This is a genomic window from Flavihumibacter sp. CACIAM 22H1 (genome assembly GCF_001601815.1).
Taxonomy (GTDB): Bacteria; Bacteroidota; Bacteroidia; order Chitinophagales; family Chitinophagaceae; genus Flavihumibacter.
Genome location: NZ_LUKG01000027.1, coordinates 8,081 through 31,829, shown reverse-complemented (window position 1 = coordinate 31,829; position 23,749 = coordinate 8,081). Strand labels below are relative to the sequence as shown.

General features: G+C 45.0%; 21 protein-coding genes. 11 read left to right on the top strand and 10 right to left on the bottom strand.

Translation table 11 applies throughout. The features are described 5' to 3' along the window. Positions 1-40 precede the first annotated feature (40 nt). Entirely contained in the window at positions 41-1,198 is a 1,158-nt protein-coding gene (locus tag A1D16_RS09595; protein WP_290709142.1) for a Gfo/Idh/MocA family oxidoreductase, read from the bottom strand. A gap of 147 nt (positions 1,199-1,345) precedes the next feature. On the opposite strand from A1D16_RS09595, the gene A1D16_RS09590 reads away from it, so the two are divergent. After that, a complete protein-coding gene (locus A1D16_RS09590) occupies positions 1,346-1,960 on the top strand; it encodes a DUF4332 domain-containing protein (protein WP_290709141.1) in 615 nt (204 codons plus the stop codon). Positions 1,961-1,985: 25 nt separating this feature from the next. On the opposite strand, the gene A1D16_RS09585 is transcribed toward A1D16_RS09590, so the two are convergent. The 3 genes from A1D16_RS09585 to A1D16_RS09575 form a co-directional block, all read right to left on the bottom strand. Further along, entirely contained in the window at positions 1,986-2,663 is a 678-nt protein-coding gene (locus tag A1D16_RS09585; protein WP_290709140.1) for a DUF4294 domain-containing protein, read from the bottom strand. Between the two features lie 66 nt (positions 2,664-2,729). After that, positions 2,730-5,180, bottom strand: a complete 2,451-nt coding sequence (gene ccsA, locus A1D16_RS09580; protein ID WP_290709139.1) for a cytochrome c biogenesis protein CcsA — start codon at positions 5,178-5,180, stop codon at positions 2,730-2,732. Positions 5,181-5,192: 12 nt separating this feature from the next. Beyond that, positions 5,193-5,597, bottom strand: coding sequence for a cytochrome c maturation protein CcmE (locus A1D16_RS09575; RefSeq protein WP_290709138.1), 405 nt, complete (start codon positions 5,595-5,597; stop codon positions 5,193-5,195). Between the two features lie 134 nt (positions 5,598-5,731). Here A1D16_RS09575 and A1D16_RS09570 point away from each other — a divergent pair, with 134 nt between their 5' ends. The 6 genes from A1D16_RS09570 to A1D16_RS09545 all read left to right on the top strand — a co-directional run bounded on the left by A1D16_RS09570 (position 5,732) and on the right by A1D16_RS09545 (position 11,872). Further along, positions 5,732-6,772 (top strand): agmatinase family protein, encoded by a 1,041-nt coding sequence (locus A1D16_RS09570; RefSeq protein ID WP_290709137.1) that lies wholly within the window; start codon positions 5,732-5,734, stop codon positions 6,770-6,772. Between the two features lie 17 nt (positions 6,773-6,789). Then, positions 6,790-7,341 carry a hypothetical protein gene (locus A1D16_RS09565; RefSeq protein WP_290709136.1) on the top strand — a complete coding sequence of 184 codons (552 nt, stop codon included), beginning with the start codon at positions 6,790-6,792 and terminating at the stop codon, positions 7,339-7,341. A 28-nt stretch (positions 7,342-7,369) separates the two neighbouring features. Then, positions 7,370-8,662, top strand: coding sequence for a radical SAM protein (locus tag A1D16_RS09560; protein WP_290709135.1), 1,293 nt, complete (start codon positions 7,370-7,372; stop codon positions 8,660-8,662). Next, complete coding sequence (locus A1D16_RS09555; protein ID WP_290709134.1) at positions 8,662-9,588, top strand: DMT family transporter; 927 nt, start codon at positions 8,662-8,664, stop codon at positions 9,586-9,588. The genes A1D16_RS09560 and A1D16_RS09555 overlap by 1 nt, the downstream gene beginning before the upstream one ends. Positions 9,589-9,661: 73 nt before the next feature. Beyond that, positions 9,662-10,537, top strand: coding sequence for a hypothetical protein (locus A1D16_RS09550; RefSeq protein ID WP_290709133.1), 876 nt, complete (start codon positions 9,662-9,664; stop codon positions 10,535-10,537). Positions 10,538-10,582: 45 nt separating this feature from the next. Then, on the top strand, positions 10,583-11,872 hold the full coding sequence (locus A1D16_RS09545; RefSeq protein WP_290709132.1) for a folylpolyglutamate synthase/dihydrofolate synthase family protein: 1,290 nt from the start codon (positions 10,583-10,585) through the stop codon (positions 11,870-11,872). Here the strand turns inward: A1D16_RS09545 and A1D16_RS09540 are convergent. The 4 genes from A1D16_RS09540 to fbp are packed head-to-tail and all read right to left on the bottom strand — an operon-like array spanning position 11,862 to position 14,563. Beyond that, positions 11,862-12,413, bottom strand: coding sequence for an NUDIX hydrolase (locus tag A1D16_RS09540; protein WP_290709131.1), 552 nt, complete (start codon positions 12,411-12,413; stop codon positions 11,862-11,864). The genes A1D16_RS09545 and A1D16_RS09540 overlap by 11 nt on opposite strands. A gap of 57 nt (positions 12,414-12,470) precedes the next feature. Further along, positions 12,471-12,995, bottom strand: coding sequence for a YfiT family bacillithiol transferase (locus A1D16_RS09535; protein ID WP_290709130.1), 525 nt, complete (start codon positions 12,993-12,995; stop codon positions 12,471-12,473). Between the two features lie 3 nt (positions 12,996-12,998). Continuing rightward, on the bottom strand, positions 12,999-13,499 hold the full coding sequence (locus tag A1D16_RS09530) for a CAP domain-containing protein (protein ID WP_290709129.1): 501 nt from the start codon (positions 13,497-13,499) through the stop codon (positions 12,999-13,001). 53 nt (positions 13,500-13,552) lie between these two features. Next, entirely contained in the window at positions 13,553-14,563 is a 1,011-nt protein-coding gene (fbp, locus tag A1D16_RS09525) for a class 1 fructose-bisphosphatase (protein WP_290709128.1), read from the bottom strand. 110 nt (positions 14,564-14,673) lie between these two features. Here fbp and A1D16_RS09520 point away from each other — a divergent pair, with 110 nt between their 5' ends. Next, positions 14,674-15,942: an aspartate kinase gene (locus A1D16_RS09520; RefSeq protein WP_290709127.1), complete on the top strand. Its 1,269-nt coding sequence runs from the start codon at positions 14,674-14,676 to the stop codon at positions 15,940-15,942. Between the two features lie 51 nt (positions 15,943-15,993). Here A1D16_RS09520 and A1D16_RS09515 read toward each other — a convergent pair whose 3' ends face one another. Continuing rightward, positions 15,994-17,181: a L,D-transpeptidase family protein gene (locus tag A1D16_RS09515; RefSeq protein WP_290709126.1), complete on the bottom strand. Its 1,188-nt coding sequence runs from the start codon at positions 17,179-17,181 to the stop codon at positions 15,994-15,996. A gap of 86 nt (positions 17,182-17,267) precedes the next feature. Continuing rightward, positions 17,268-18,395: a 4-hydroxyphenylpyruvate dioxygenase gene (hppD, locus tag A1D16_RS09510; RefSeq protein ID WP_290709125.1), complete on the bottom strand. Its 1,128-nt coding sequence runs from the start codon at positions 18,393-18,395 to the stop codon at positions 17,268-17,270. A 239-nt stretch (positions 18,396-18,634) separates the two neighbouring features. Between hppD and A1D16_RS09505 the strand changes: the two genes are divergently transcribed. From A1D16_RS09505 to A1D16_RS09495, 3 genes are all read left to right on the top strand, one after another. Further along, positions 18,635-19,756, top strand: coding sequence for a 5-(carboxyamino)imidazole ribonucleotide synthase (locus tag A1D16_RS09505; protein WP_290709124.1), 1,122 nt, complete (start codon positions 18,635-18,637; stop codon positions 19,754-19,756). Between the two features lie 166 nt (positions 19,757-19,922). After that, positions 19,923-20,984, top strand: coding sequence for an efflux RND transporter periplasmic adaptor subunit (locus A1D16_RS09500; RefSeq protein ID WP_290709123.1), 1,062 nt, complete (start codon positions 19,923-19,925; stop codon positions 20,982-20,984). A 6-nt stretch (positions 20,985-20,990) separates the two neighbouring features. Then, positions 20,991-23,749: efflux RND transporter permease subunit (locus A1D16_RS09495; protein ID WP_290709122.1), on the top strand; the 2,759-nt coding region annotated here is incomplete at its 3' end.

The window sequence follows — 23,749 nt, the reverse complement described above, 5'->3', positions numbered from 1 at the left end:
AGACCGGGAAAATGCCGGTCTTTTTTAGTTGTAGTCCTTTTTACAATTCAAATTTTGTCCATTTTTCGCCGCTCTCGTTACTTCTCACCACGTTTTCGATAAATGCCATACCGCGAATTCCTTCTTTTACAGAGGGAAATTCAACCACTTCGCTATTAACGGTGGTACCGTTTATTTTCGCTGCCAGGGTTAGGCTGAAATTGCGGTAGATATTAGCGAACGCTTCCAGGTACCCCTCCGGGTGTCCACCCGGGGTGCGGCAATTATGACGGGCAATATCGCTCAGGTAACCCGATCCTGCCCGGATGGTTTCCATTGGTTTATCATACCATTTCAACAACAGGGAATTGGGCTCCTGCTGATGCCATTCTAGTCCGCCTAGCTCTCCGTAGATCCGAATGGCCAGGTTGTTTTCCTCGCCGGCGGCCACCTGGGTGGCCATCAATACACCGGTAGCCCCGGAATTAAATTTCAGCAAAACTGCCCCATCATCATCCAGCGCCCGGTTTTCTACCACAATATTAAGGTTGGAACAAAGTTCAGAAACTTCCAGGCCAGTGATATATTCCGTAAGGTTAAACGCATGGGTACCAATATCCCCCATTACACCGCTTTTACCTGATTTTTTTGCATCTGTTCTCCAGGCTGCACCCGCATTTCCTTCTCTTTCAGACAGTTTACTTAACCAGCCCTGCCGGTATTCAACATATACCTTACGCAGTTTTCCGATTTTGCCTTCCTGAACCAGCCGGCGGGCTTCTTTTACCAGGGGATACCCGGTATAGGTGTGTGTAAGGCAGAGAACCAGTCCGGTTTCTTTAACTTTTTTATCCAGTGCAACAGCTTCTTCCAATGAAAGTGTAATCGGCTTTTCAATAACCACATGAAAACCTTTATCCAATGCCATCATAGCAGGAGCAAAATGTGCGAAATTGGGTGTTACGATGGTAACAAAATCCATCCGTACATCCTCCGGTAAAGAGGCTTCTTTTTCCAACATTTCTTCGTAGGTGGTATAGGTACGCTCCGGAGCCAGGAACAGCGATTTCCCACTTTCGATGGCAATATCTTTGTTAATACTAAGTGCACCACATACCAGTTCAATTTTTCCATCCATATTGGCGGCCAGGCGATGGATGGCACCTATAAAGGCATCATTGCCTCCGCCAATCATACCCATTCGTAATTTTCGGTTCATTGTTGCTTGTTTTAAGAAATTTGGATTCTAAAAATAGGGATTCTGCAACGAATTTTCCACAGGCTGTGGAAAATAGCAGGTATCAGGTGGGGTTACCATTCTTCTGGCATAGTATTAATGGTTGGATAAATAATAAAAAAGCAAAACATGTCAACCAAAGTAACCTTTACCCTGAGCCCTGAAATTGTTGGAGAAGCCACAGAGGCAATGTTAGTTGGTGATTTTAATAATTGGAATCCCAGTGAAGCAATTGGCTTAAAAGTTCAGAAAGATGGTAGCCTGAAAGCCACCGTAGCGCTTGAACCGGGTCAAACCTACCAATACCGCTACCTATTGAATGATGGCCGCTGGGTAAACGATGGCAACGCCGATTATTACAATTTTGATCCTGTTTACCATGTTGATAATTGTGTAATCACCGTTCCCGCTAAAAAAATCAGTTCCAAAAAAAAGGCAATACCTGCAGCAGATACCAGCGTTGAAACGGAAACAGCCGTTCCGAAAGCAGCCAAACCAGACGACCTTACTAAAATTGAAGGTATCGGTAAAAAAATTGCAGAATTATTGATGGCAGGCGGAATTAGCGGGTTCCAGGAGCTTTCCAAAGCCACACCTAAAAAGCTCAAAACTATACTGGATGCTGCGGGCTCTAAGTTCAATGTACATGATCCCGCCACCTGGCCGAAGCAAGCCAAACTTGCAGCAGCTGGTAAATGGGAAGAGCTGAAAAAATGGCAAAAAGAACTTAAAGGCGGCAAATAAATAATTTCAGGAAGGATGTATTACTTTATTGGTACATCCTTTCTACTTCCTGTACGATCAGCTCTATTTCTTTGTCTTCTTCTACCGGGTCATAAGGCTGTTTCAGGCTGGATCCAAAAAAGAAAGCAACCGTTTGCCAGAACCGGGCAGATACTCCTCCCCTGTACTCTTTAACCAGGGTATAACAATTGTTGCCCGTTTGCCGGTTAATTAGTTTCATTAGTATTTTACCCTGGTATACAGATAGTTTGGTAAGCGGTCCGGAAAATTCTTTTTTTAATTCCTCTTCCCTGGATTCAAGGTATTTTCTCCGTTCTTTTTTTGACATCCCCTCCATCTTAGCATTGATATCGTTTATGATAATGCCTGCCTTTCTAGCATAGGGGTAGGTTACATATACCGCATTTCTTAGCCTTGTCCACTTGGCATAGCGTTTCCGCATTGCAGGTGGCATCGGAGCCGTTACATAAGCGTATTGTAACCAGCCAGACGGCAAGGTATCGCCTTCCAGCACAAAAATCGGAACAATGATCGTATCGTTCGGTCCCCATTTGGGATTGTAAGGAAGGGGGCCGGGAACAGGAGCCGGCTGGCGGGGTTGTAGTGGCGATGGAACAGGAGCTTGCCCATGGGCGATCAATCCCAGCAACACAACCCCTGCGAGAAGGAGTAGCTTAACCGCCTTATGGGAAGTTTTCATCATACGCAACTAATATATCATTAATCCCACTAAGACACAAGTGTGACCCATTTAGCTGTTACTGCTTTCCTAAATTTTGTTGACTGCTTTTAAACGCCCCTGCCTACTGCGATAGGCCGCACTAACGCCAAACCCGATCGTCATAATCACGATCCCTGCCCATAAAAGGTTGATATGGGGAAATTCATACACTTTTAACGCAACAAAGGGAACCATCCGGTTGCTTTCTTTCACCTGCAATTCAATTTTCTGGTTTTCCAGTACACGGCTGAAAGCAATAGCAATATTCTGGGCAAATACCGTATCTACCATAAACCTGGCTTCATTTTCCTTCACATAAAAAACCGGCTGTGCAGCATAGCGGGAACCTTCTTTCGAAAAAACGGTGATATCCGCCATCAAAGCAGTGTCAGTAGGCTGAAACTGGTACTTTTTATTGTTCGGATTGGGTACCACAGCATTAAGGGTGAAAAACCCATTCGAGTAGTAAACCGTGTCTTTCACATTTACCGTGTATTTTTTAAACTGGGCTGTATCGTCGCGGTTGTCCATATCGGCCGCATAAGTGATATAACTGAAAATATCTTTATGCAGGTAATGCTTGGAGTCCGGATTATTCGAAAAGCCTTCCATTCCCTTGGTGTTTCTGATCAGATTGGGGTACAGAGAAAAACTTTCCGAACTATCCTTTCGCATCATATCAATCCGGTAATAACTGATCGTACCATTTTTATTTACACTATCGGCATTTACAAACGTTGCCATATAGCTACCCATATCAGTAGGTACTCCTTTAATAAGGGTTAGGTTTTCCAGTGGCTTTTCCTTTGAACGTTCATCCCATTTCAGGTTAATACCGGTAGTATTGTAGCTCAACACTTTTTTATTAGAAGAAGAGATAAGGATACCTACCAGGCTAAGTGCAAAGCCTACATGGGTAATAGAACCACCAGCAGCTTTGAGTTTGCCGTTAATACCAATCCAGATATAGGCCAAATTGGTTACCAGGGCATATACACTGGTAAAGAAGGCCAGGTGAATAGCGGCCTGGAAACCGATGCCTTTTTTATCGTATTCTAACCCGCTGAAAACAAAAAACAGTACCGTAATTACTGCCGCAATAGCAGTTGGTACGGCAATTTTCCGAAGCCAGCCCCCAGCAGTTTTTTTGTATTTGAGGTACTGTGCTACCGCAGTAAGCGCCCCGATCACAATAGCTACAAAAATCTGGATCTTATTATAGGAAAACTCAATATCCTCCGGAGCAGCTGTGTTTTGACCGGTTATTTTATTGTAGATGGGATTAAAAGAGTTTTGCCAGGTGATTACAGCAGCACTCAAAAACAGCACCAGTGAGCCGATAAACATCCAAAACTCGCGCGATGAGGTTTCTTCTTCTTTCGGAATATGAGGTATGCCTTTAAACCGGTAGGCAAACAGCGCCAGACCAGGCAACGTAAACACTAATAAAAACAGCAATAACTGTGTATTCATTCCCAGGTCAGTGAAAGAATGCACGGAGCTATCTCCTAATACGCCACTACGGGTTAGGAAAGTGGAAAACAAAATCATGATAAAACCCAACAGGAAAAACAGGTAGGTGGCCCGTAAAGAATGACCGGTGGCATTATACACCACCTGCGTGTGAATGCCTGCCACCAAAATCAGCCAGGGAACCAGCGAAGCATTTTCTACCGGATCCCATGCCCAGTAACCGGCAAACGTCAGCGATTCATAGGCCCAGGCACCTCCCATCATAATACCCAAACCCAATATTCCGGTTGAAAACAAGGCATAAGGCAACGCTATACGGGTCCAACCGGTGAAATCTTTTTTCCACAGCCCCGCTATAGCAAAAGCAAAGGGAAGAATGGTGGAAGCAAAGCCCAGGAATAAAATCGGCGGGTGGATAACATTCCAATAGTTTTGGAGCAGTTGGTTCAGCCCCTGGCCGTCCTGCATCTGGGGCAGGCTTAAATAGTCTGCCCGGGAAAAAACAGGCGCATCGGCAAATTTTTCACGTACAAGCAGGAAGGGGTTACTGCCGATCATGGTATCGCCAATATACATACCCAGTACCATGGTGGCCAGGCAAACCTGTGCAAAAGCCAGTACTGTCATAATAGGCGCTTCCCACTTTGTTCCGCGGGCAATCATAAATACGCCAATGACCCCGTACCAGAAGGACCAAAGCAGGAAACTTCCCTCCTGCCCTTCCCAGATGGAACAAAGCAGGTATTCCATGCTCATATCACGGCTGCTATGGTTCCAGGCGTAATAATATTCAAATTTATGCGTGGAAATTATGTAGAATAATAAGCCAAAAATGGCCAATACTGAAAATGCATCAATGCCGAATGCAATTCGACCAATGCGTCTCCAGCTACGCTCCAGTAAAGGATCTGTTGAATTGGTGGACTTTGCGAAAGCAATCATCGCTACCAGAGAGGATACCAGGGCCAGTACAATAAAAAAATGGCCCAGTTGCCCGGGCAAAAGATGTTCACCTATATAATTCATGAGAAAACCACATTAATTAGAGCTCAGGTTGTTCTTATTTGCTTCAACATCGTCTTTATATTTAGACGGGCATTTCATTAACATCTCATCACATTCAAAAGTTCCGGCTTTCATACTACCTTTTAAAACCAGCCGCTCACTTTTCTCGAAATCTGTAGGCTTGGCGTTATGATAGATTACCGGTGTAGAATGCCCCAAAGTATCGATTGCCACAAAACGCATGTAATTGGGGTTGGCAATGGGGTCGTATTCCACGGGTTGGGATTTATCCAGTTTGGCAATCAGGTGAACAAATTTTCCTTCTTTCTGCCGGGCAGACGCTACGGTATCATAGGTAGTAAGGTCGCCCATAAAACTAATCAGTACGGCAATTGCTACTGCAATGAAAATCAGGATGATAATATGTGTTTTTTTCATACTCGCAAGTCTAACGCCGCAAAGTTAGTCCAATTTGCGATTGCCGCGCCAATTCTTTACGGATACAACCTATGGTTTAAATTTTGCATCTATGCAGGACTGCAGTAACTTGCGGCCGTTTTAATGATTCAATCATGGACCTTTCGCAACACGATGCCAATAGTCTTGGCAACCCCAATAATAACCTGTTTGGTCTGCCTACAGATGAACTGGATGCCAGGCTGGTCGTAGTGCCGGTACCGTGGGAAGTTACCGTAAGCTACAGCGCCGGTACCGCCCGGGCTGCTGATAATATTGCCAAAGCAAGCCTGCAGGTAGACCTCTATGATGCCGACTACCACGATTGCTGGAGACAGGGGTTTTTTATGCGCGATGTCGATAAAAAAATTTTGTTAAAAAGTGATTACCTCCGCAAAGAGGCCGAATTATACATCGATTATATCTCCAATGGGGACGAAGTGCAGAAAAATAACTTCATGTGCCGCTCCCTTCGCGAAATCAATGAAGGCAGTAATTTCCTGAATAACTGGGTTTTTGGACAAACCAGGGAATTACTGGAAAAAGGTAAACTGGTGGGCCTCTTGGGAGGCGATCACAGCACGCCTTTCGGATACATCAAAGCACTGGGAGAGCGCTACAAGAATTTCGGCATTCTTCAGATAGATGCTCATTGCGACCTGCGAAAACAATACGAAGGATTTAATTATTCCCATGCCAGCATTATGTACAATGTGCTGGAAGAAATTCCGGCGGTTAACCGTCTTGTTCAGGTAGGTGTACGTGATTACTGCGATGAGGAAGTGAATTATATACGTAGCAGCAACGGAAAAATAACCACTTTTTTTGATAAGGATATCAAACACCGCCAGTACGAAGGCGATAGCTGGAAAAATATTACCGAAGATATTGTTGCCAGCCTGCCCGATCATGTATATATCAGTTTTGATATTGACGGCTTGGATCCCAAAAACTGTCCGAACACCGGTACACCCGTATTTGGTGGTTTTGAAGCAGAACAGGTCTTTTACCTGTTTAAAAAACTGGCTGACAGCGGCCGAAAAATAATTGGCTTTGACCTCAATGAAGTAGGTGTTGGTGATAATAACTGGGATGCCAATGTAGGTGCCCGGGTATTGTATAAGCTCTGCAACCTGCTGACTTCGGCTAATCTATAAGTTCTATATCCATTTCAATGATTTACGAGTACGTAGTTACATTAAAAAACCAGCAACGAGCTGCCATTGACCGTTTCAGTAGTCTGGTTTGCGGTGTTTCTGCACTGTTATTTTTATACACCTATATTACCAGCGCTGAACGTCCGCTGCTTTTATTACTGGGAGGAATTGTGGTAGCAGCACTTACCACCTGGAATATCATCCAGTTACTGAACAAAAAATGGCGTATCCGGTACAATTATGTACTGATGATAACCGGGCTGGTTTGGGCAGGTATGCCTTTTTACCCCTGGCTTAGCATTGTACTACTGGTAATGGGTTTATTCGAACAACAGGCAAAAAAAGACCTGGAAATCGGCTTCTCCAATAATGAAATCGTTTTCAATACCCTTCCCCGGAAAAAATATAGCTGGTCTGCTTTCACCAACATCGTATTAAAAGACAACCTGCTTACGATGGACTTCACCAATAACCGCCTGTTACAGCGGGAAACAATTGATGATGAGGAGGATGATTGCGAGGAAGACGAATTCAACGACTATTGCCGGCAACAGCTCAAAGCCGAATAAATCAACCGCATCTTTCTATCTTTGCCGGATGGCAACTACACCTTTTCTCCTTTATTCCGATGGTAAGGGTAATATTTTCGAAGATGAAACCCTCTATGCAACGGGCAGAAGCGGCTGGGATGTGTATCCCGTTCCGGATGAAGACTGGATAACACTTCCTGATGGCGGCAACCTGTACGAGTTACCTGGCAGAAGAGGTATTGGTATAGACGTGCAAACAGGTGAAATGCGGCTTTGTGAAAAAGGCTGGGCGGTGGCGGCCTTTATTCCGCCTGCCCATACCGGTTTATTCCTGGCGGCTTATGAAACCCTGCCAGATGCGCCTACCTTGCCGCTTTTTTGCTATACCGCGGCAGGCTGGTTGAACGATGAGTTTGTTGTGCCGGCAGTTCGTATTGAAGCAGATATACGGCAGGAATGCCGGGGCTATGATGATGCTATCATACAATCCGGTCTTGCTCAACTGGTGCAGGCTTACCCTCATAATCGCCTGGTAAAACACCTGGCTGATAATTGTTGCAATACCTATCATTGTCCCGCTGCCCGCAACTATTTTATGGGCCGATGGGAATGCCCCGTACCCGCCTCCCCGGCCTGTAATGCAAATTGTGTGGGATGTATTTCCCTGCAACCCGATGAAGAAGCAATTGTTTCCACGCAAGACAGGCTGACGTTCAGACCCAGCCCGGAGGAAATTGTGGAATATACCGTACCCCACCTGCAAACCGCCCCGTACCCCATTATCAGTTTCGGACAGGGCTGTGAAGGTGAACCCCTACTGGTTTGGGATACCCTCCGGGATGCCATTCTTGAAATCCGCAAACATACCCCCAACGGCAGTATCAATATCAACACCAACGGATCGCGCCCGGATGCTGTCAAAGCCTTGTGTGAAGCTGGTTTGAACAGTATGCGGGTTTCTACCAACAGTGCCCGCAGTGAAATTTATATGCCCTATTACCGACCTAATAACTATGTTTTTGAGGATATTGTAGAAAGCCTTAAAGTAATGCGTAGCTACGGCGGCTGGACATCCATAAACTATTTTGTTTTCCCGGGCATGACCGACAGCATTGCCGAATACGAAGCACTCCGAAAACTGATCCGGGAAACCGACCTTTGTATGATTCAATGGAGAAATTTCAATATTGATCCAGACTGGTACCTGGGCAAAATTGGGGTTACGGATACCGGGGAATGTATGGGGGTTAAACAATTAATGGAATTGATCAGGGAAGAGTTTCCTGCCTTGAAATTTGGTTATTATAACCCGCCTATTGAGCGAATGAAAGGCAATTATGAACTTGATTTTGCTCATTAATGGAAACCGGGCTACCTGATCACCGAACTGCTAGTTCCAAGTTTTGGATCGGTATCTTACTAGCTATCACGGCTACTTTAATCTGGAGCGGAAATTTTATCGTGGCAAGGTCTGTTCATTCGAGTATTCCGCCTGTTAATTTGGCTTTTTACCGGTGGTTAACGGCGAGCTTGATCCTGTTGCCATTTGCCTGGTCAGCGAGAAAAGAAATGGTGCAGGCAATAGCCGGAAATCCTGGCTATTATGTTGCCATTGCGGTAACAGGAGTAAGCCTGTTTAATACCTTGGTATACGTAGCCGGGAAATATACAACCGCCATAAATATGGCATTGGTTGGTACCACCAGCTCGCCTATTTTGGTAATTCTGTTAGGAAGTCTTTTTCTGAAAGAGAAGATTTCCTGGCTGCGTTTAGCCGGATTAATTACCTGCCTGCTGGGTATTTTTTATTTATTGTCGAAAGGAAGCTGGGAAAACCTGCTCGCTCTTCGCTTTGGAAGAGGCGATGCCTGGATTCTTGCCGGCGCTTTCGCCTTTTCCATTTATACCCTACTCGTACGCCGGAAAAACGACCGCCTTTCACCGGTTGCCTTTTTGTTCCTGGCCTTCTCACTGGGAACCATCTGTCTGCTTCCCTTTTGGTTCTGGGAAAATCGGGTACAGCCCCCCATTCAGTGGACTCCTGCGTTGGCTGCTATTATCCTTTACCTTGGCCTGGGCGCATCCGTATTGGCCTTCCTGTGCTGGAACGGAGCTATCCAACGAATTGGCGCAGTACGTACGGCCTTATTCGGCAACCTGATTCCCCTGTTCAGCAGTTTTGAAGCGCTCTTGTTACTGGGCGAAGAGTTAACCCGTATTCACCTGATAAGCGGTGCGCTTATCCTGGTTGGGCTGATACTTGCCAACCTTCGGCCAAAACTTTAACAGGCTACATGAAGTTGCTTCAGCTAAAGTGCGTAAAATTGTGGTGTACCTTTATGGTGCGAATGCTGATAGTATGGTAAACGAATTTGAAGTTCAGAAAAATATAAAAGCAGGCGGTTATACCGCATTGGTGCTGGTATTGTTACTGGTGGTATTGTTTTTTATCCGCTGGACACTTCCTGTACCCCCTCCTCCCCCCCTTGATGAAGGAATTGAAGTGAACCTGGGTAATAGCGACGAAGGATTGGGCGATGACCAGCCCATGTCGCCTGAGAGCCCGGCTCCGTCTCAACCCGCTAATTATACGCCGCCCAGGGCCACTGCCGCTGCCGCCGACAATGCACGCGATATTGAAACCGATGATACCGAAGAAGATGCGCCCGTGGTAAAACCACCGGCAAAGCCAAAACCCAATGCTACCAAAATTCCTGAAAAAGACGAGGCCCCGAAAGCGGTTAAAACACCGGCCAAACCGGTAGAAAAGCCAGCCCCCGCTACCGCAAAACCAAAGGCGGTATTTAAAGGCGTAAGTGGAACAGGTGCCGGTGGAAATGAAGCCGATTCTTACCAGAAAGGAGGTAACCAGGGAATTGCAGGTGGATCAGGAGACCAGGGTAAGCCGGGGGGAGATCCCAACTCCACTAACTATGAAGGTAATGGCGGCAAAGGAAAATCGGGTGTTTTTATTTCCCGGGGCCTGGCTGGAAGAAGTATTGTGCAGCAACCATCATTCGAAGACGATTTCAATGAAAATGCCAAAGTAGCCGTTGATATAAGAATAGACCCGGCGGGAAAAGTGATTTCTGCCGTTTACCAGCCAAGGGGGTCTACCACTTCCAACAGCAACCTCAAAGCCATTGCAGCGCGCAAAGCCATGCAGTTAAAATTTAACAGCGGCAGCGAAGAACAGATGGGAACCATCGTTTTTAATTTCCGACTGAAAAATTAAGCTCCCGGTTTTTTCTACGACGGAGGAAGCACTAGCTTTGCGTGGATGAATTACGCAGAAACCATCCATTTTCTATACAGCAGATTACCCCTATTCAGCAAACAGGGCGCCAGTGCCATAAAAAAGGACCTGCATAATATTCTTGCCCTCGAAAAAGCAACCGGTAATCCGCACACGAAGTTTAAAAGCATACATATTGCCGGTACCAACGGTAAGGGATCCACCAGCCATATGCTGGCAGCCATCCTTCAAAAAGCAGGTTATAAAACAGGTTTGTATACTTCGCCCCATCTGAAAGACTTTCGCGAACGGATCCGTATTAATGGCCATATGATTCCCGAGCAACGGGTAATAGAATTAACACAGGCCTTCATTCCATTAATGGATGCTATTGATCCCTCATTTTTTGAAATAACGGTAGCCATGGCGTTCCAGTGGTTTGCTGAGGAAGCAGTAGATATTGCGGTTATTGAAACAGGTTTGGGCGGACGATTAGACAGCACCAATATAATTCTACCGGAAGTATCAGTTATCACCAATATAGGGTGGGACCATATGCAGCTCCTGGGGAATGACCTGGCTAGTATAGCTGCTGAAAAAGCAGGCATCATAAAACCCGGTATACCGGTGGTAATCGGTGAATCTATTCCTGAAACCAGGCCGGTTTTTGAAGCTTTTGCCATCAAAAACCAATCAGCGCTTTTCTTTGCGGAAGAAGAACAGGAAATTATTGAGTGGAAACAGACAAATCATCGGTTATTGGTTACGGTTAAACCGGTTTCATCCGCGGATGCCCATCACCTTGAACTTGATTTACCGGGCTACTACCAGCTACAGAATATACGTACTGTACTGCAGGCTGTTTCTGTACTGCAACAAGCTGGCTGGAGCATTCATTTTAGTCATATCAGTGCTGCATTAGCGCAGGTAAAACAATTAACCGGCTTGCATGGCAGATGGGAATTGATTCATTCGTCGCCCGATATTGTGTTGGATGTGGCGCATAATGAAGATGGTATCCGGGCATTGTTAAAACAAGTAGAACTGAGTTCTTATCATCACCTTCACCTGATCATTGGAATGGTGAAGGACAAAGATATTTCCACCGTATTGTCATTGCTGCCACCTACCGCTTCTTATTATTTTACACAGGCACAGATACCCCGTGCTTTACCTTTTGAGGACTTAAAAGCCCGGGCTGCGGAAGCGGGCCTTGCGGGCAACGCTTATCCGGAAGTGAATAAAGCATTGGATGCTGCCAAAGCAAAAGCCGCAAAAAATGACCTGATCCTGGTTTGTGGAAGTGTATTTGTCATTGCCGAGATTAACCGGTAAATGCCAATTTACCAGCTTTCAGCAGGGCAAAAAACAGGCAGCTTACATGTAGGGCCTGAACAATTTCCTGCCGACGTATTTTTTCAAAAAATTCTTCCATAGTAAATTCCAGTACTTCAATTTCTTCATTCCTATCAAGCTCCTGCTGTTGTACCTTTACACCACCCGTTGCCAGGAATAATTCCGTGTAATTGTTTAAAACTCCCGGATTGGCAGCTACTTTTCCCACCCATTCAACCTGCCCGAAAGCATACCCTGTTTCTTCCAGTAATTCGCGTCGCATACCTTCTTCAAATGTTTCGCCCGGATCCACAAATCCACCAGGGAACTCCAAAATAACTTCTCCAAGCGGATGCCGGTATTGCTTAACCAGGAGTATCTTGTTTTCTGCAGTAATAGCCAGTGCGGTTGCCGAGGTGGGCATTTCAACTACAAAATAAGGATCGATGATGGTTCCGTCTTCTCTTTCACACCGATCACGACGGGCTGTAAAGTAAACATGATCACTTATATAGGTTGAATCCAGTGTTTTCCATTTCATCTGACAAAGAAACAGTAATTAAGGGAGTTGCCCAATTTGCCGGCCATGCCGCGGTCCTTACCAACCCATCCGATCTCGTAAGCGGGTAATATGAGCCACATGGTGCCTTCCATGCCAACTGTACATACCCAGTAAATGCCAGCAAGACATTATTTTTCCGTGTTGTGGGTGAATCACTGAGCGATTCAGCAGGGTTGTTTCATCGAGGCCTTTTATCAGGTGATACCAGCGACTGTGTAATGCATGGAGTAGGGTGAGGGATATATTAACAGGCAATGCTTCCACATCCGGAAGTTTTGCCCAGGCCGCTTCATCATAAGGCTTAATGGTAGGCTGTTCCTCTGTTAAGGCAAGTTTGAAGCGGATCAGGGCATTCATATGGCTATCTGCAACATGATGAACCACCTGGTTCGAGGTCCAGCCCCCCTCCCGGTAAGGAACCTGCAAATGTTCTTCGTTCAGGTTCAGCACGGCATTCTCCAGCAAACGCGGTAAATACCGGATATCGTTCAGCCATTCCTGAAACTGTTTTTCGGTATAAGGCTGGGGTTCAAACTGGCCGATGGGAAAACGTGGATCCATAACTTATTTTCGAATAAATAATTGGGTATAATAAAAACGACCTGTTGCGTCTTTTGACACTCCTATACCGGTTAAATTATAAGGGCCTTCAATATTCTTTCGATGCGTAGGACTGTTTAACCAGCGTTTAACCACTTCTTTCGCACTCATTTTACCTACGGCTACATTTTCAGCGGAACCGACCAGCCCTTCCAACCGTATGCTGATTCTTTTAACCCTGCCTCCGTATCCTCCATGGCCAAATGCCACCTGTTTACGTGCCATTGCCTGGCTATGTAAACCTGCCTCGGTTGCTATTACAGAATTTACCCGAAGAGGAGCCAGTTTCATTTGTTTCCTGTATTCATTCACTTCTGTTAAAATCGATTGCTCAAGAGAAGCCGCGGTAAGATTTGATTCCAGCTTCACCGGCTCAGCTGCCTCTGTTTTCCTGGAGGGGCCGGTTTTGCAGCCGGCCTGAAGAAATGCCAACAAAAGCAATAACCAAAACCCTGTTTTAATCATAGCTCACTGATTTTGCGTCGATTTTTTTCCTATGATTAAAGTTATTGAAAATTTCAAGCCATACAATCTTCTAATTCATCCATCATACTACTACTGCCGGCAAAAAAAGGCGAACGTTCATGCAGGGAGCCAGGCTGTATTTCCAGTATCCGCTGCGTACCATCGGTGGCCCTGCCGCCCGCAACTTCCAATATAAAAGCAAATGGATTGCATTCATACATCAGCCGAAGTTTACCTTCCGGCTTTCCGGTGGTACCTGGGTACATAAATATGCCTCCTTTGATCAGGTTGCGATGCACGTCGCTGACCATACTGCCAATATAGCGTTGCGTGTAGGGGCCTCCGTTCGATGCATTTTTCTGTTGGCAGGCCGTAATATATTTCCGAACCCCTTCCTCGTATTGAAAATAGTTTCCGTGGTTAACCGAATAAATCTGGCCGAATTCCGGACATTTCATTGAAGGGTGACTTAAACAAAATTCACCAATTGAAGGATCGAGGGTAAACCCATTTACCCCCCTTCGGGTTGCATAAACCAACATGGTACTACTACCATAAATAATATAACCAGCCGCTACCTGGTAAATACCTTTTTGAATAAAATCTGCCATGGTACAGGGTTTTCCGACTTCACTCACCCTCCGAAATACCGAAAAAATAGTACCAATGGAAACATTTACATCAATATTGCTGCTACCATCCAACGGATCGTATAAAACTACGTACTTGGATTGGTTGCTGACCTCATCATCAAATACCACGATATCGTCCATTTCTTCACTCCCCACCCCTGCACAACTGATTCCATGACGTAATACGCCAATCATCTGGTTATTGGCAAATACATCCAGTTTTTTCACCTCTTCTCCCTGTACATTTACGCTTCCATAACTACCGAGTATGTCAACCAACCCGGCTTTGTTCACTTCTACGTTTATACGTTTTGCAGCCAGGCCAATATCACGCAACAGGTTACTAAGCTGCCCGGTTGCTTTCGGAAAATTACGCAATTGCTGAATAGTGAATTCATCCAGGGTAAGCACCTGGCGGTTTACAGTAGTCATGTAGCAGTCGTTTTTGAGTTCAAACAAAAATAACCGGAAATGATTGTCTTTTATAATTGTCGTGTCTGTAAAACACAACCCTCCTATCTTTGATAAAATTTCGATTCTTCATGCAGGTATTTAAATTCGGCGGTGCCAGTGTTAATAGTCTGGAACGTATCAGATCACTCGTACAGATCTTCAGGGAAAATGCCGGACAATCCATCCTGGTGGTTATTTCAGCTATGGGAAAAACAACCAATGCGCTGGAAAAAGTAGCGGAAAGTTTTTATCGGCAGGATAAAGAGAAGGCACTGCAACTTTTTGATCAAATCAAGCAGGAGCATTACCAAACTGCAAAAGCCTTATTAACAGCCAGCTACCATAGCTGCGAAGAGCAACTTCTTAATTTTTTTACAGAAGTTGAGTGGTTACTGCATGACCAGCCAGTGCAGTCCTACGACTACTATTATGACCAGATAGTATGTATTGGCGAACTGCTTTCTACTTCTATTGTGAGTGCTTTCCTGAATGAATCCGGAATAAAAAATGAATGGCTGGACGTACGGGATATACTCCGGACCGATGATAATTTCAGAGATGCAAATATTGATTGGGAGTTCAGTGCTTCAAAGGTGAACCAACTGGTAAAACCCTTGTTAGCCGATAATGGAATCGTACTGACACAAGGCTTTATCGGATCCACGGATGAGAATGAAAGCACTACCTTAGGGCGCGAAGGAAGCGATTACAGCGCTGCCGTTTTTGCCAACCTCTTAAACGCGGAAAAACAAACCATTTGGAAAGATGTTGCCGGGGTTATGAATGCTGATCCCAAAATTTTTCCGACTGCACAACTTATTTCCACCCTGAATTATACAGAAGTAATTGAAATGGCTTATTATGGTGCACAGGTAATTCATCCTAAAACAATTAAGCCGCTGCAAAACAAAGGCATTCCCTTACAGGTTAAATGCTTTTTGGATACCAGTTTACCGGGCACCCTGATCCATAATGAACCGGTAAAAAACCTGCCACCTATTATCGTCTGGAAACAAGCTCAGGTGCTTTTGCAACTGAAATCGAAAGACTTTTCTTTTGTTGGGGAAAAACCGGTGGCGGCGTTGTACCATATTTTTGCACAACATTCCATGCGGCCGAATATGACCCAAAACGGCGCCATCAGCTTTACCTGCGTACTTGATGAAAATGCAGAAAAATTAGAACAGCTGGCTTTTGAGGCAGCGCAATTTTTTGAAGTAAGCATGGAAAAAGGCCTCTCTTTACTAACCATCCGGCATAATGTACCAGGGCTCCTGGATCAACTCATCCAAGGGAAAGAATGGATTCTGAAACAGGAAACAAGAGAAACCGTTCAGGCGCTATTGAAGACGGGATAAAAGTGCCCGTTACTTAGTATCCTTTCTCTCCTTAGTATCCGCTCTCCCTTATTATCCTTTCTCCCCAGTTTTTTCAACCACGATGGTTTGTTTCAGCTTCATGGGAACAAGTTTACCTTCCCTGACAGCCGGAAGCCAATCGGGCATAATTTCCAGCGCGTCTAATAAATGTTCGTTCAGGAGATCATTACCGCCCCGGATTATGCGCGGGTTCAATACCTTGCCCTTGTTGTTTACAATGAATTCTACCAAAATATAGGCCGTATGCTGCTCTTCATTCAGATAGGTACTCAGTTTGTTATTTAAGTCGCGCAAATACTGTTTAAAGGCATCTGCCCCCCCGGGAAACTCAGGTAGTTTATGAACGGTAGTAGGTATTTCAGATTCATCAAATGCAGCCACGTGCCGCTTCTTTTTCAATACCGGAACCGGTAAGGACTTCTTTTCCGCAGAAGGAAGCGCATTTTTCACTTCCTGATCCAGTACATAACTACCCCGGTTATTGACCATGATCACCGGTAGTTTTTTATATTTTTCAAAATAGTAAAAAACTTCTTTCATGCTATTGGCCAGGTGCGCATAGTCAGCAAAATCACGTACGTATTTTCCAAGGTAATCGGCACTTTTTTTAACATCAAACCGCACGGGATAAATATGTACGGGAATAAAATCCTGGCCCGAAGATTTGGCATAAGTAGCCAGTACATATAATTCTTCAATCTGGGAATCTGTGATAGGAATACAACCGGTTGTTACACAGCTTCCATGAATATATATATCGCCACCGGGCTGGATAGCATCACTCAAAAAACGGTCCGACGCATTGGGGTAGTTCAGACCAAGCGACAGGTGATAAACGCTTCTTGGATTAAATTCATTTATGTAATAGAAACCTTCCGGAACCTGGTAATCTCCTTCCATACGCTTTGGCCCAAGTGTACCCGCCATGGCGCATACCTTATAGGTTTTGAATAATTGAAAGGGTTGATTTTTTTCGTTCTTGACCCAGACTTCCAGTTGACTATCGTATTTAAAAGAACGCAGGTAAATGTATTTAGCCGGCCAGCTTAATCCCTTTTCGTTGAATTGTCGACGGAGACTGTCTTCTTTTTTCCGAAGGATATCATTCAGTCGGGGAAAATTACGCTGGTACTCTGCAAAACTGGTAGGATAAGCCGTTTGCGAATAACCAACAAATACCCAGCTGAGTATGAATAGGGTGATGCTGATTTTTTTCATAGTCTGAACAGAACTGCACTAAAATAATACAAAGTATTGATAAGAAAGCCCTAAAATCCCCGGAAACGCTGTTCCGGGGCTGTTTATTATAAATTTCCTCGTTTTTCCTGTTCTCTTTCGATGGCTTCGAACAAGGCTTTAAAGTTTCCTTTTCCGAAACTCCTGGCTCCTTTTCGTTGAATTATTTCAAAAAACAGCGTGGGCCGATCCTCTACCGGTTTGGTAAATATCTGGAGAAGATACCCTTCTTCGTCACGGTCTACCAGGATGCCTAATTCCCTGAGAGGCGCCAGATCCTCATCGATTTGCCCTACCCGGTCCAGTAAATCCTCGTAATAAGAACCGGGCACTTTTAGAAATTCCACTCCTCTGCTTTGCAAGGCGGTAACGGTTTCAATGATATTATGGGTGGCCAGCGCCACATGTTGACATCCTTCCCCGTCGTAATAATCGAGGTATTCTTCCACCTGGCTTTTCTTTTTGCCCTCAGCTGGTTCATTGATCGGGAACTTCACAAATCCATTTCCGCTTGACATTACTTTGCTCATCAGCGCGGAGTACTCGGTAGAAATATCTTTATCATCGAAACTGAGGATATTTTTAAATCCCATTACTTCCTCATAAAAACGAACCCATCGCTGCATCTGGTTCCATCCCACATTACCTACGCAATGGTCTACATATTGCAGTCCTGTTTCTGATGGATTATAGGCGGATATCCAGGGTTGATAACCTGGTAAAAAAGCGCCTGCATAGTTTTTACGTTCTATAAAATAGTGAACGGTTTCGCCATAGGTATGAATTCCGCTCAGCACCACTTCGCCCTGTTCGTCCTGCTGGCGTACTGGTTCCAGGCAGGATACAGCCCCGCGCGCGGTAGTTTCTTTCCAGGCTTTTTCCGCATCCTCTACCCGCAAAGCCAATACTTTTACGCCGTCTCCATGTTTATAGATATGGTCGGCCAGCGGGTTATTGGCCCGTAGTGGTGTAGTAAATACAAAGGTCAATTTGTTCTGACGAACCACATAACTTGCCCGGTCTTTGATACCCGTTTCAGGGCCTGCATAGGCAAGACTTTGGAAACCGAAGGCGGTTTTATAAAAATGGGCAGCTTGTTTAGCGTTGCCTACATAAAATTCTACATAATCCGTGCCCTGCAGCGGTAAAAAATCAGCTGCAGCATGCGCTCGGAGTTGGGATAATACCTGACTCATTGGTTTAAAATTTAACTGCAAAAAAATGGCCGTGAAATGGCCGGTAGCTAACAATCAGCTCCATGCAGCAGAACCCATGGCAAGAGATTCCATCAACAGGCAGTATTGATGCCTGAAATCAGGAAAAAGTTTATGGGGATAATCGGGCTTCATGCCACAAAGATAGGAATCCACCGGAACCTGGATAACAATCCGTCTTTTCCGAATCTAACAGGCAGTGGAATCACTATTTTTGCTACATGAAAAAAATTGGAATACTCGGAGGTGGTCAATTAGGCCGGATGTTATTACAGGAAGCGGCCAATTACCCCGTGGAAACCTGGGTAATGGAAAATGACCCCGCCTGTCCGGCTGCACATCTTTGTCATCATTTTATTACCGGCAATATCCGCTCTTTTGAGGATGTATACCAATTTGGAAAACAACTTGATGCCATTACCATTGAAATTGAAGCGGTGAACGTGGATGCGTTGGAACAATTGGAAAAAGAAGGGGTAAAAGTAGTTCCAAGTCCGGCTGCTCTTCGAATCATTAAAAATAAAATCGTTCAGAAAGAGTTCTACCAGGCAAACGGTATACCTACAGCAGAATTTCATACGGTTGCCGATAAAGAAGGGCTGAAAGAACATTTTGCCTTTTTACCGGCCGCCCAAAAACTGGGAGAAGGTGGATACGATGGAAAAGGCGTTCAGTTGCTGCATGGAGAAGAAGACCTGGACCTGGCCTTTGATGCACCCAGTGTACTGGAAAAAAAAGTTGCTATAGAAAAAGAAATCGCCGTTTTGATAGGCATCAACAGTAAAGGAGAAATGGCTATTTACCCGCCTGTTGAAATGGTTTTTGACCCCCAGCTTAATTTGCTCGATTATCAGATTGCACCCGCCGACCTGGAGGATAAAATACTCTGGAAAATAGAAGCCATTGCATTGAAACTGGTAAAAGCCTTGCAATCGCCCGGGCTTTTTGCCGTGGAGCTTTTTATAGATAAGGAGGGAGAAGTATTGGTAAATGAAGCAGCTCCACGGGTTCATAACAGTGGTCATCATACTATTGAAGCGCATACAACGTCACAGTATGAAATGCTCTGGCGGATTTTGCTCGACTACCCCCTGGGTTCCACAGCTGCCATCCTGCCTTCGTCACTGGTTAATCTTATCGGAGAAACCGGATTTTCCGGGAATGTTCGGTATGAAGGCCTGGAGGACGTATTGGCTATGGAAGATGTTTATGTACATCTCTACGGAAAAAATCAAACCAAACCCGGAAGAAAAATGGGGCATGTAACCATCTTGGGGAAAGATCGCCACGATCTGGTTCGAAAGGCCCACCAAGTAAAAAGACTGCTAAAGGTAAAAAGTTGAGCAAAATTTAAACTATGTGTTTTCCGGTCATACTGTTTATAGACCGCTCATCCAAAGGAAATAGGAAATGCCCCTATTTCGTCGACTTCTATCCTTGCCTAAACTTTAGGCAGCTTTTATCTGTTAAATTTACCATTGAGCAACACTAAAACCAGTAAACACTTACATGAGAGCGCTTTCCTACTGTCTCCCTGTCTTTTTATTTATAGGCATCATCAGCGGTTGTAAATCAGACAAACAAAAAAAAATAGCCCCTCCAAAGGCAGGAACTTCTGCCCGTCCACCACAGGAGATCAAGGTAGAAGCATTTGAACTTAAAACCAGCAGTGTAAGTGAGAAGCTGGAAGTTCCGGGCAGCCTGATGCCCTACGAAGCCACCGAATTGCGCCCCGAGGTATCGGGAAGAATTACCCAACTCAATATCCGGGAAGGTCAGCAGGTTGCAAAAGGAACCCTGCTGGTTAAACTTTATGACGATGATCTGCAGGCCCAGTTAAAAAAATTGCAGGTTCAACTGAATATATATGAACAAACTGCCAGCCGCCAGGCCGAACTTCTGAAAATTGACGGTATTAGTAAGCAGGAATATGACTTAAGTGTTTTACAGGTAAATAATATAAAAGCAGACATTGAATTAATCCGGACTTCCATTGAAAAAACGGAAATCCGGGCCCCTTTTACAGGTAGGCTTGGGCTTAGAAACATCAGTATGGGTGCCTATGTTACCCCGGCTACGCTTATTACTAATATCAGGCAGGAAAATGAGCTGAAACTGGAATTCACCGTTCCGGAAAAATACAGCAGCCGCATAAAAGCCGGAACAGTAGTAAGGTTTACTGTTGAGGGACAGGAAAAATCGATTCCTGCAAAAGTACTGGCTACCGAAGAGGCCGTCATGGAAGATACCCGCAGCCTGCGTATCAGGGCGGTTGTACAAGGCCGTGCACCACAACTAATTCCCGGAGCCTTTGCCAAAGTGCAGCTCGATTTCGGTACAGACAATAAAGCGCTGATGATACCCACCCAGGCCGTTATTCCCCAGGCAAGGTCGAAAAAAGTAATTGTTTACCGTGGTGGAATTGCTGTATTTGAGACCGTAACCACGGGGGTACGGGACAGCAGTTATGTACAGATAACAGCAGGCCTGAAAGCCGGTGACACCATCGTTACCACCGGTTTATTGTCCATTAAACCCGAAGCTAAAATTGCCATTTCCAAACTTAATTAAGCTCCTATGAATATATCCGAACTAAGTTTGCGGAGACCGGTACTTGCCATTGTACTGAATGTGGTAATCATCGTTTTCGGATTGATTGGTTATAAGTTCTTGGGAGTTCGTGACTATCCCGCCATTGACCCACCCATCGTAAACGTACGTACCTCCTACCCGGGTGCCAATGCCGACATTATAGAATCACAAATCACCGAGCCCTTAGAAAAAGCCGTTAACGGAATTGCGGGCGTTAAGAATATTACCTCCAGCAGCAGCCAGGGAACTTCGAATATAACGGTGGAATTTGATCTTTCGATCGACCTGGAAGCTGCTGCTAATGATGTACGGGATAAAGTTTCACAGGCTGTTCGGTCACTTCCTGATGATTTGGATGCCCCACCGGTGGTATCGAAAGCAGATGCCAGTTCAGATGTAATTATTTCAATGACCGTGCAAAGTAATACCCGCAACCAGTTGCAGGTAACAGAATATGCCACCAATAATCTGCTGGAACGGTTGCAGACTATACCAGGCGTCAGCGGTATACAGATCTGGGGAGAAAAACGCTATGCCATGCGGATCTGGTTTGACCCGGCCAGGCTCTCTGCCTATGGCCTTACGCCAGCAGATGTTCAGGCAGCATTGAGAACACAGAATATTGAACTTCCTTCAGGTAAGATATCAGGAAACGCTACAGAATTATCTGTACGTACGTTTGGTTTGCTCAATACCGAAGAAGAATTCAACAATATCATTATTAAAAACGTAAATGGTGCCGATATCAAACTCAAAGATATCGGGGAAGCGGTGCTGGGCCCGGAAAATGAAGAAACGGTACTGAAAGAAAGTACCATTCCAATGATTGCCCTGGCCCTGGTTCCACAGCCGGGTTCCAACTATGTAGCCATCAGCGAGGAATTTTACAAACGCTTTGAACAGATTAAGAAAGATGTTCCGCAGGATATAACCCTGGATATTGCACTGGATCAGACCAAGTTTATAACCCGGTCTATCCTGGAAGTGGAAGAAACGCTTATAATAGCATTTGTACTGGTTGTATTGATCATTTATTTCTTTTTCCGCGACTGGATTATTGCTATTCGTCCCTTGATTGATATACCTGTTTCCCTGATCGGTGCTTTTTTTATCATGTATTTGTTCGGGTTTACCATTAATGTACTGACGTTATTGGCAATTGTGCTGGCAACCGGCCTTGTAGTGGATGACGGTATCGTGGTAACCGAAAACATCTTTAAAAAGATGGAAAAGGGCATGGATAAATGGCAGGCCGCCAAAGAGGGTTCCAAGGAAATCTATTTTGCCGTTATTGCCACGTCCATTACCCTGGCAGTGGTATTTCTTCCGATCCTGTTCCTGGAAGGATTTGTTGGGCGGCTCTTTCGGGAGTTTGGAATTGTAGTGGCCGGGGCTGTGCTTATTTCTGCTTTTGTATCCTTAACGCTTACCCCGGTATTGAACGTAAAACTCACCAGGAAATCGCAAAAACAATCCTGGTTTTACCGTAAAACAGAACCTTTTTTCGAGGGAATGGAAAACCTTTACCGACGCACTTTGGCGGGGTTTATGCGGGTGCGCTGGGTAGCTTTTATTATTATCGTTGCCTGTTTTGCAGCCATTTATTTCATAGGTTCTACCATGCAATCGGAACTGGCCCCTATGGAAGACCGGAGCCAGTTTCGTTTATCCATAACCGCACCCGAAGGAACATCCTTCGATTATATGGACACTTATATCGACCGTATCGGAAATTTCGTATTGGATTCTGTTCCTGAAAAACGGGTAATGATCACTGTTACATCGCCCGGTTTTTCAGGTACGGGCTCCGCCAATTCAGGCTTCCTTCGGATGACGCTGGTAGACCCGGATCAACGTGTTCGTAGCCAGCAGGAAATAGTGGATATGGTAAACAGAAACCTGCCAAAATTTAATGAAGGGCGAGCCTTTGCCATACAGGAACAAACCATTCAGCAAAACCGGCGCGGAGGACAACCCATTCAATTCGTAATCCAAAACGTAAACTTTGAAAAGATCCGGGAGGTACTACCAAAATTCCTGGAAGAAGCCAATCGGAGCGCGGTTTTGCAGAGCGTGGATGCCGACCTGAAATTCAATAAACCTGAATTACGGTTAAATGTTGACCGTCTGAAAGCGAGCCAGTTAGGGATTTCCGTAGAAGATGTTTCCTCTACCCTTCAACTGGCGTTAAGTAACCGGCGTTTGGGTTATTTTACCAAGGACGGTAAACAATACCAGGTTATCGGACAACTATCCCGGAATGACCGGGATGAGCCAACTGATCTAAAAACAGTGTACGTACGAAGCGCCACTGGTCAGATTATTTCACTCGATAATATCGTCAGCTTTGAGGAAGAAACCACCCCGCCTACAATTTATCACTTTAACCGCTATAAATCGGCCACCATTTCAGCCGGCTTAGCGCCTGGAAAAACTATTGGGGATGGTATTGCCGAAATGGAAAAAATTGCAAATGGCTTGCTGGATGAAACTTTTTCTACCGCTTTATCCGGTTCCTCCAGAGATTTTCAGGAAAGCTCCAGTAATATGCTTTTTGCTTTTTTATTGGCCCTGGGTCTTATTTTCCTGATTCTTGCTGCTCAGTTCGAAAGTTTTATTGATCCGTTCATAATCATGTTTACGGTACCGCTGGCAATAGCAGGGGCCTTAATTTCGCTTTGGCTATTTGACCAGACGCTGAATATCTTTTCGCAAATCGGCATGATTATGCTGATTGGGCTGGT

What these genes read in the sequence shown, in the direction of transcription:
- A1D16_RS09595 (WP_290709142.1), bottom strand. Translation starts at nt 1,198, where the DNA reads ATGAACCGAAAATTACGAATGGGTATGATTGGCGGAGGCAATGATGCC.
- A1D16_RS09590 (WP_290709141.1), top strand. Translation starts at nt 1,346, where the DNA reads ATGTCAACCAAAGTAACCTTTACCCTGAGCCCTGAAATTGTTGGAGAA.
- A1D16_RS09585 (WP_290709140.1), bottom strand. Translation starts at nt 2,663, where the DNA reads ATGATGAAAACTTCCCATAAGGCGGTTAAGCTACTCCTTCTCGCAGGG.
- ccsA (WP_290709139.1), bottom strand. Translation starts at nt 5,180, where the DNA reads ATGAATTATATAGGTGAACATCTTTTGCCCGGGCAACTGGGCCATTTT.
- A1D16_RS09575 (WP_290709138.1), bottom strand. Translation starts at nt 5,597, where the DNA reads ATGAAAAAAACACATATTATCATCCTGATTTTCATTGCAGTAGCAATT.
- A1D16_RS09570 (WP_290709137.1), top strand. Translation starts at nt 5,732, where the DNA reads ATGGACCTTTCGCAACACGATGCCAATAGTCTTGGCAACCCCAATAAT.
- A1D16_RS09565 (WP_290709136.1), top strand. Translation starts at nt 6,790, where the DNA reads ATGATTTACGAGTACGTAGTTACATTAAAAAACCAGCAACGAGCTGCC.
- A1D16_RS09560 (WP_290709135.1), top strand. Translation starts at nt 7,370, where the DNA reads ATGGCAACTACACCTTTTCTCCTTTATTCCGATGGTAAGGGTAATATT.
- A1D16_RS09555 (WP_290709134.1), top strand. Translation starts at nt 8,662, where the DNA reads ATGGAAACCGGGCTACCTGATCACCGAACTGCTAGTTCCAAGTTTTGG.
- A1D16_RS09550 (WP_290709133.1), top strand. Translation starts at nt 9,662, where the DNA reads ATGGTAAACGAATTTGAAGTTCAGAAAAATATAAAAGCAGGCGGTTAT.
- A1D16_RS09545 (WP_290709132.1), top strand. Translation starts at nt 10,583, where the DNA reads ATGAATTACGCAGAAACCATCCATTTTCTATACAGCAGATTACCCCTA.
- A1D16_RS09540 (WP_290709131.1), bottom strand. Translation starts at nt 12,413, where the DNA reads ATGAAATGGAAAACACTGGATTCAACCTATATAAGTGATCATGTTTAC.
- A1D16_RS09535 (WP_290709130.1), bottom strand. Translation starts at nt 12,995, where the DNA reads ATGGATCCACGTTTTCCCATCGGCCAGTTTGAACCCCAGCCTTATACC.
- A1D16_RS09530 (WP_290709129.1), bottom strand. Translation starts at nt 13,499, where the DNA reads ATGATTAAAACAGGGTTTTGGTTATTGCTTTTGTTGGCATTTCTTCAG.
- fbp (WP_290709128.1), bottom strand. Translation starts at nt 14,563, where the DNA reads ATGACTACTGTAAACCGCCAGGTGCTTACCCTGGATGAATTCACTATT.
- A1D16_RS09520 (WP_290709127.1), top strand. Translation starts at nt 14,674, where the DNA reads ATGCAGGTATTTAAATTCGGCGGTGCCAGTGTTAATAGTCTGGAACGT.
- A1D16_RS09515 (WP_290709126.1), bottom strand. Translation starts at nt 17,181, where the DNA reads ATGAAAAAAATCAGCATCACCCTATTCATACTCAGCTGGGTATTTGTT.
- hppD (WP_290709125.1), bottom strand. Translation starts at nt 18,395, where the DNA reads ATGAGTCAGGTATTATCCCAACTCCGAGCGCATGCTGCAGCTGATTTT.
- A1D16_RS09505 (WP_290709124.1), top strand. Translation starts at nt 18,635, where the DNA reads ATGAAAAAAATTGGAATACTCGGAGGTGGTCAATTAGGCCGGATGTTA.
- A1D16_RS09500 (WP_290709123.1), top strand. Translation starts at nt 19,923, where the DNA reads ATGAGAGCGCTTTCCTACTGTCTCCCTGTCTTTTTATTTATAGGCATC.